The organism is Streptomyces albus subsp. chlorinus (genome assembly GCF_013302895.1).
Lineage (GTDB): Bacteria > Actinomycetota > Actinomycetes > Streptomycetales > Streptomycetaceae > Streptomyces > Streptomyces chlorinus.
On record NZ_VJOK01000001.1, the window covers coordinates 3,405,292 to 3,411,437 of the forward strand.

The following is a 6,146-nucleotide window of genomic DNA, read 5'->3' on the forward strand; positions in this document are numbered from 1 at the left end:
GTTGCCGAGGGTGCCGGGGTGCCGCGGGAGGCGGGGCGCCGGCCGGGAGAAGGGCGGCGGGAGGAGCGGCGGAGGTGTCACGCACCGCCCTCCCGCAGCGCGCCGAGGTCCTTCTTGACGTCGTCGACCGGGATCGCGAACCCGAGGCCGACGCTGCCGGCGTCGGACCCGGACGCCTGGCCCTGGCCGGAACCGGCCGGGAGGATCGCCGAGTTGATGCCGATGACCTGCCCGGCCATGTTGAACAGCGGGCCTCCCGAGTTGCCCGGGTTGAGAGAGGCATCGGTCTGGAGGGCCTTGTACGTGGTCGTCTCGCCCTGGACGCCGCCGTTGTACTCGCCCCCGTCGAACTCGAACGGCCAGTCGCCGCCCAGCCCGCCGTCGCCCTGGCCCTGGTCCCGGTCGCCGTCCGCCTTGGGCACCTTCACCTCGCGGTCCTTGGCGGAGACGATCCCGCTGGTCACCGTCCCCGACAGCCCCTGGGGCGAACCGATGGCGACGACCTGGTCACCGACGCCCACCGCGTCCGAGTCTCCGAGCGCCGCGGGCTTCAGCCCCTCCTGCCCGTCCACCTTGAGCAGCGCCAGGTCCTTGTCGGCGTCGGTGCCCACGACCTCGGCCCGCGCCGTCTTCCCACCGCTGAAGGTGACCCGCACGGTGTCGGCCCCGGCCACCACATGGTTGTTGGTGAGGATCTGGCCGTCCTTGGTGATGATCACGCCGGAGCCCGTCGACTTCCCGGAGCCGGTGTCCGCCTCGACCTCCACCACGCTGTCCTTGACGTTCCGCACCACGTCCGAGACCGCCCCCTCGGCGGCGGCGTTGGTGCCGCCGGCGACGGGCGCGGACGCGCTCGTCCCGCCGTGGCCGCCCAGCAGCTCCCCCACCCCGAAGGCGGTGCCCCCGCCGATCACGGCCGCGCCCACGGCGACAGCCGTGATCAGCGCGGCGGGCCGGCGCATCCGCCGCCGCGGCCCGCGCCGGTCCGGGTCCGGCTCGCCGGGGAACGCCGCGTACGGGGGCTGCGCGGGCGGAGGCGGCACGGCACCGGTCCCGGCCGCGGGGTACGCGGCACTGCTCTGCTGCGACTGGTAAGGCGCGCGGGACTGCTGCGGCTGGTGGGGCTGGTGCGGGCTCCGGCTGTCATAGGTCTCCATGACCCCGAGCGTGCGCCCGCAACATGAGAGCCGTCTGAGGGAGCGCTGAGAAATCCCCGAGTACTCCGCCGCCGCGCCCGGCCCGCCCCGGCCGCCCGCCCGGCGCGCCCTCGCCGGACTCCCGGCCCCCTGGTGCGCTACGCGGTGTCGCACCCGCAGGAGCGGCGGATGACCAGGCCGGACGGGAACTGCCGCACCCGGCCCTTGCCGACCGGGACCCCGGCGGTCCTGGTGCCGGGGATCCGCAGCGAGTCGTCCAGCACCAGCTCGACGGCCGCCTTCGCCATGGCCTCCCGGTCCGAGCCGACGGTGGTCAGCGGAGGATCGGTCAGCCCCGCCTCCTTCACGTCGTCGAACCCGACGACCGCCAGCTCGCCCGGCACGTCGATGTCCAGCTCCCGCGCGGCCCGCAGCACCCCGATGGCCTGGTCGTCGGTGGCGCAGAACAGCGCGCTGGGGCGGTCGGGTCGGCTGAGCAGGCCGAGCGCGACCCGGTAGGTGTCGTACCGGTTGTACGGGGACTGGAAGAGCCGGCCCTCGACCGACCGGCCCGCCTCCCGCATGGCCCGCGCCCAGCCCTCGATGTGGTCGGTGACCGGGTCCCCGTGCTTGGGGGTCTCCTCGACGCCGCCGAGGCAGGCCACATACGCGTGGCCGTGCTCCAGCAGATGCCGGGTGGCCAGCTGGGCGCCCCCCACGTCGTCGAGGACCACGGCGACGTCGTCGATGGCCTCGGGCCGCCGGTGCATCAGCACGACGCGGGCGTCCCACGCGTCGATCTCCCGCGCGGCGTGCTCGCTCAGTCCGGCGCTGATGAGGATCAGCCCGGAGACGCGCATGCCGAGGAAGGCGCGCAGGTAGTGCACCTCGCGCTCGTCCAGATAGTCCGAGTTGCCGACCAGCACCATCTTCCCGCGCTCGGCGGCGACCTGTTCCACGGCGTGCGCCATCTCCGCGAAGAACGGCTGGCGGGCGTCCGGGACGACCAGCCCTATGAGGTCCGTACGCCGCGACGCCATTGCCTGGGCCACCCGGTCCGGCCGGTACCCCAGCTCCTTGATGGCGGCGAGCACCCGCTCCCGCGTGGCCGGGGCGACCGGCCGGGGACCGTTGTTGATCACATAGCTGACGACGGCGGTCGAGGTACCCGCCACTCTCGCCACGTCGTCGCGCGTCACCTTGGCCACGCGCAGAGTCTACGCGGGGTGACCCCGATTCCCACGGCCCCGTTTCCGCCGTGCAGGGCACCGGGCACCGGGCCGGGTACCTGGCCGGGCACCGGCTCCGGGGCCGGCGGAGGACCGGGGAGGGAGGGCCTGCGGGCGGCCGGGAGGGCCTGCGGGCGACCGGGGAGCCGGCGGCCGGCAGGGGGCCGGCGGCCGCACGCGGCGGCCCGACGAACCTGCTCGGCGGTGCCGGACCCTCCGCGACGCGGCAGGCCCGGCACCGCCGATCACGCACGTCGTGGCTGATCGCCGCCGCGGCCGGAGGTGCCGGCGGCCGCACGCGTCACGCGCTCCGCCTCGTCGGCGACCGACGGGGCGGACGAGCCCGGTGCGGCGGACGGGACCGACGGGGCGGACGCGGGTGACGGGGACGAGGATGCCGACGGGGACGAGGGGTTCTCGGCCTTCTTCTCCGGCTTCTCCGGGGAGACGAACCGGTAACCGACGTTCCGCACGGTCCCGATCAGGGCCTCGTGCTCGGGCCCCAGTTTGGCGCGGAGCCGCCGCACGTGGACGTCCACGGTGCGGGTGCCGCCGAAGTAGTCATAGCCCCACACCTCCTGGAGCAGCTGGGCGCGGGTGAAGACGCGCCCGGGGTGCTGCGCCAGGAACTTCAGCAGCTCGAACTCCTTGAAGGTCAGATCCAGGACCCGGCCCTTGAGCTTGGCGCTGTAGGTGGCCTCGTCCACCGACAGGTCGCCGTTGCGGATCTCCATCGGGCTGTCGTCGGCGGCGAGCTGCCGGCGGCCGGTGGCCAGCCGCAGCCGCGCCTCCACCTCGGCGGGCCCGGCGGTGTCCAGCAGGACGTCGTCCACGCCCCAGTCGGCCGTGACGGCGGCGAGACCGCCCTCGGTGACGATCAGCAGCAGCGGGCTGCCCGGCCCGGTGGAGCGCAGCAGCTGGCACAGGGAGCGCACCTGCGGCAGATCGCGGCGGCCGTCGACCAGGATCACGTCGGCGGACGGCGCGTCCACCAGCGCGGGCCCCTCGGCGGGCGCGACGCGGACGTTGTGCAGGAGCAGCCCCAGGGCGGGCAGCACCTCGGAGGAGGGCTGGAGCGCGTTGGTGAGGAGCAGCAGTGAACTCACGCGCCGGCCCCTTCCGTCAGCGGGAGGGCCGCCCGGACCGGGCGTGCCCCCTCCTTCGGCGGGAGGGCCGCCCGGGTCGGACGTGCGTGTGGACGTGCGTGTGGACGTGGATGGTGTGCGGTCGAACGGCCTCGGTCCCGGTCTCGGTTCTGCACGTTTCGCTTGCCCATGACGTCGAGTTCCCTCCTGGCGCCCTGCTCCGGGGCGCCACCCGGGCTGTCGCCCGGGGGAATGTGGCGGCACTGCTTCGTACGGCACTGCCCGAGGGCTGGGCCGCGGCCTGTTCCACCGGCCCGGCCCCCAGAAAGCACAAAAGGATCCGGGGGCGACGCTGCCCGGATCCTGCTTGCCCAGCAGAATACCCGCATGAACGACGGAGCGGCATGTGACCTCGCTCGCGCCACCCGGCGAAACCTGACGGAGAGTAGCCAGGCGGGCCCGGTGTGCGCCGTGCTGCGCACGGCGGACGGCGTCCGGATCGAGGCCGCGTACCAGCCCCGCCGTACCGGCCCGCCCTCCCCCGCGTCCCCGGCCCGCCGGCCGCACGTCCCCCACCAGGACCGGCCGCGGCAGCCGTCCGCGGAGCACCCCGCACCGCCGCGCACCGGGACCGATCACGGCGTGATCGTGCTGGCCCACGGCTTCACCGGCTCGCTGGAGCGGCCCGCGCTGCGCCGCGCCGCGGCCGTGTTCGCGCAGTACGCGGCCGTGGTCACCTTCTCCTTCCGCGGGCACGGCCGCTCGGGCGGACGCTCGACGGTGGGCGACCGCGAGGTGCTCGACCTCGCGGCGGCGGTGGCCTGGGCCCGCTCCTTCGGCCACCGCGCGGTGGCGACGGTCGGCTTCTCGATGGGCGGCTCGGTCGTCCTGCGGCACGGCGCGCTCCACCGCGCCGGAGGCGCCGGCGGCCACCGGGCCGACGAGCGCGGGGCCCGCGCCGGACGGGACGAGGACCGGCGGCCCGACGGTCACACACCGTCAATCTCTGCTCCAGTGGTGCACGGGGGGCGCACGGTCGCGCACCCGCCCGGCCGCGCCCCGGACCCGGCCGCCGCCACCGGTCCGCGCGCCCCCGCGACGCACGCCGACGCACCGCACGCCGACTCCACGCACGCCCCCGCGACGCAACTTCCCGCGACGCACGCCGACGCCGTCGTCGCCGTGAGTGCCCCGGCGCGCTGGTACTACCGGGGCACCGCCCCCATGCGGCGCCTGCACTGGGCGATCCAGCACCCGGCCGGCCGCCTGGTGGCCCGCTACGGACTCCGCACCCGGGTCCACCACCGGGACTGGGACCCGGTCCCGCTCTCCCCTGTGGCCGCGGCCCCGCTGATCGCACCGGTGCCGCTGCTGATCGTCCACGGCGACCGGGACCCCTACTTCCCCGTGGACCACCCGCGCGCCCTCGCGGAGGCGGCCGACCCGGCGACGTCACAGCTGTGGCTGGAGCCGGGTTTCGGCCACGCGGAGAACGCCGCCGACCCCGCCCTGCTGCACCGCATCGGCGACTGGGCGGCCACCCGGCTGCACGCGCCCGCCGGGAGGCCCCATCATGGGAGCCGCGCCGGCGCAGTCGGAACAGGCGGCGCGGGCACCGCCGTCGGGACGGACGGCACCGAGGGCACGGACGGCTGAGAGGGACACCATGGCCAGCGGCACGATCCGCTACTGGGCGGCGGCGAAGGCCGCGGCAGGCACGGCTGAGGAGCCGTACGACGCGGGCACGCTCGCCGACGCGCTCCGGCACGCCCGCGAAGCGCACCCCGACCGGCCCGAGTTCGCGCGCGTCCTGCTGCGCTGCTCGTTCCTGGTCGACGGAACGCCGGTGGGGACCCGCGCCCACGAGTCCGTCGCCCTCAGCGAGGGCGGCACCGTCGAGGTGCTGCCCCCCTTCGCGGGCGGTGCCCGATGACCGACCGCACCCCGCACGACCCGTACGACTCCCGGAACCCCCACGGCTCGTACGACCCCCAGGACCCGTACGGCCCCCGGGATCCGTACGGCCCCCGGGATCCGTACGGTCACCAGAACCCGTACGGCCATCAGGAGGCCCCCGCTCCCTCCGGGCGGCGTGACCCGCACGGCACGGAGGGCGCCGCCTTCCAGGAGCCGGGAGGTCCGCCCCTGCCGCCGCAGGAGCCCTGGCCCCACGAGCGGCAGGCGCCGCCGGCCGCCTGGTCCCCGCCCTCGTTCGAGCCGACGTACGAGGTGACCCGGATCACCGAACCCCTCCCGGACCAGGGCCCGGACCCGCGGCAGCCGCGCGGTGCCGAGGCCACGTTCGAGCTTCCCCGGATCGCCGGAGCCGGGCCGGGTGGGCCCCGGGACCGGGCGCCCGCCCCGTTCGGCCAGGACGGGGCCGAAGCCGTGCCCGGGGCCGGCCACCCCGGCCCCCTTCCGGGGACGGACCCGCACCAGCCGCAGCCGGGGAACCGCGCCCCGCACCCGGCGCACCGCCGGCCCCAGCCGCCGCCCGAGGAGGGGCCGCCCCTCCACCCGCGGGCCCAACCCGGGCCCCAGCCGCAGCCGTACGCCCACCCCCAAGCCCCGGCCCAGCAGCACCCCCAGGCCCAGCCGCTCCCGCAGCCCCAGCCACCACAGCCCCAGACGCCACAGCCCCACGCGCCACAGCATCAGGCGCCGCAGCCCCAGGCGCCGCAGCCCGGCCGGTCCCG

General features: G+C 76.3%; 5 protein-coding genes and 1 pseudogene. 3 read left to right on the forward strand and 3 right to left on the reverse strand.

Translation table 11 applies throughout. The annotated features are described in order from the left end of the window. Positions 1-77: 77 nt before the first annotated feature. From FM076_RS15155 to FM076_RS15165, 3 genes are all read right to left on the reverse strand, one after another. Positions 78-1,157: a S1C family serine protease gene (locus FM076_RS15155; RefSeq protein WP_173871134.1), complete on the reverse strand. Its 1,080-nt coding sequence runs from the start codon at positions 1,155-1,157 to the stop codon at positions 78-80. 137 nt (positions 1,158-1,294) lie between these two features. Beyond that, positions 1,295-2,344, reverse strand: a complete 1,050-nt coding sequence (locus FM076_RS15160; RefSeq protein WP_173871136.1) for a substrate-binding domain-containing protein — start codon at positions 2,342-2,344, stop codon at positions 1,295-1,297. 266 nt (positions 2,345-2,610) lie between these two features. After that, entirely contained in the window at positions 2,611-3,471 is an 861-nt protein-coding gene (locus FM076_RS15165; protein ID WP_173871138.1) for a winged helix-turn-helix domain-containing protein, read from the reverse strand. A gap of 366 nt (positions 3,472-3,837) precedes the next feature. On the opposite strand from FM076_RS15165, the gene FM076_RS15170 reads away from it, so the two are divergent. The 3 genes and pseudogenes from FM076_RS15170 to FM076_RS34650 all read left to right on the forward strand — a co-directional run. Further along, positions 3,838-5,106 (forward strand): alpha/beta fold hydrolase, encoded by a 1,269-nt coding sequence (locus FM076_RS15170; RefSeq protein WP_243274516.1) that lies wholly within the window; start codon positions 3,838-3,840, stop codon positions 5,104-5,106. Between the two features lie 10 nt (positions 5,107-5,116). Next, positions 5,117-5,383: a MoaD/ThiS family protein gene (locus FM076_RS15175; protein WP_173871140.1), complete on the forward strand. Its 267-nt coding sequence runs from the start codon at positions 5,117-5,119 to the stop codon at positions 5,381-5,383. Next, positions 5,380-6,146, forward strand: a pseudogene (locus FM076_RS34650) (hypothetical protein); the annotation flags it as partial. The gene FM076_RS15175 and the pseudogene FM076_RS34650, both read left to right, overlap by 4 nt.

What these genes read in the sequence shown, in the direction of transcription:
- FM076_RS15155 (WP_173871134.1), bottom strand. Translation starts at nt 1,157, where the DNA reads ATGGAGACCTATGACAGCCGGAGCCCGCACCAGCCCCACCAGCCGCAG.
- FM076_RS15170 (WP_243274516.1), top strand. Translation starts at nt 3,838, where the DNA reads ATGAACGACGGAGCGGCATGTGACCTCGCTCGCGCCACCCGGCGAAAC.
- FM076_RS15175 (WP_173871140.1), top strand. Translation starts at nt 5,117, where the DNA reads ATGGCCAGCGGCACGATCCGCTACTGGGCGGCGGCGAAGGCCGCGGCA.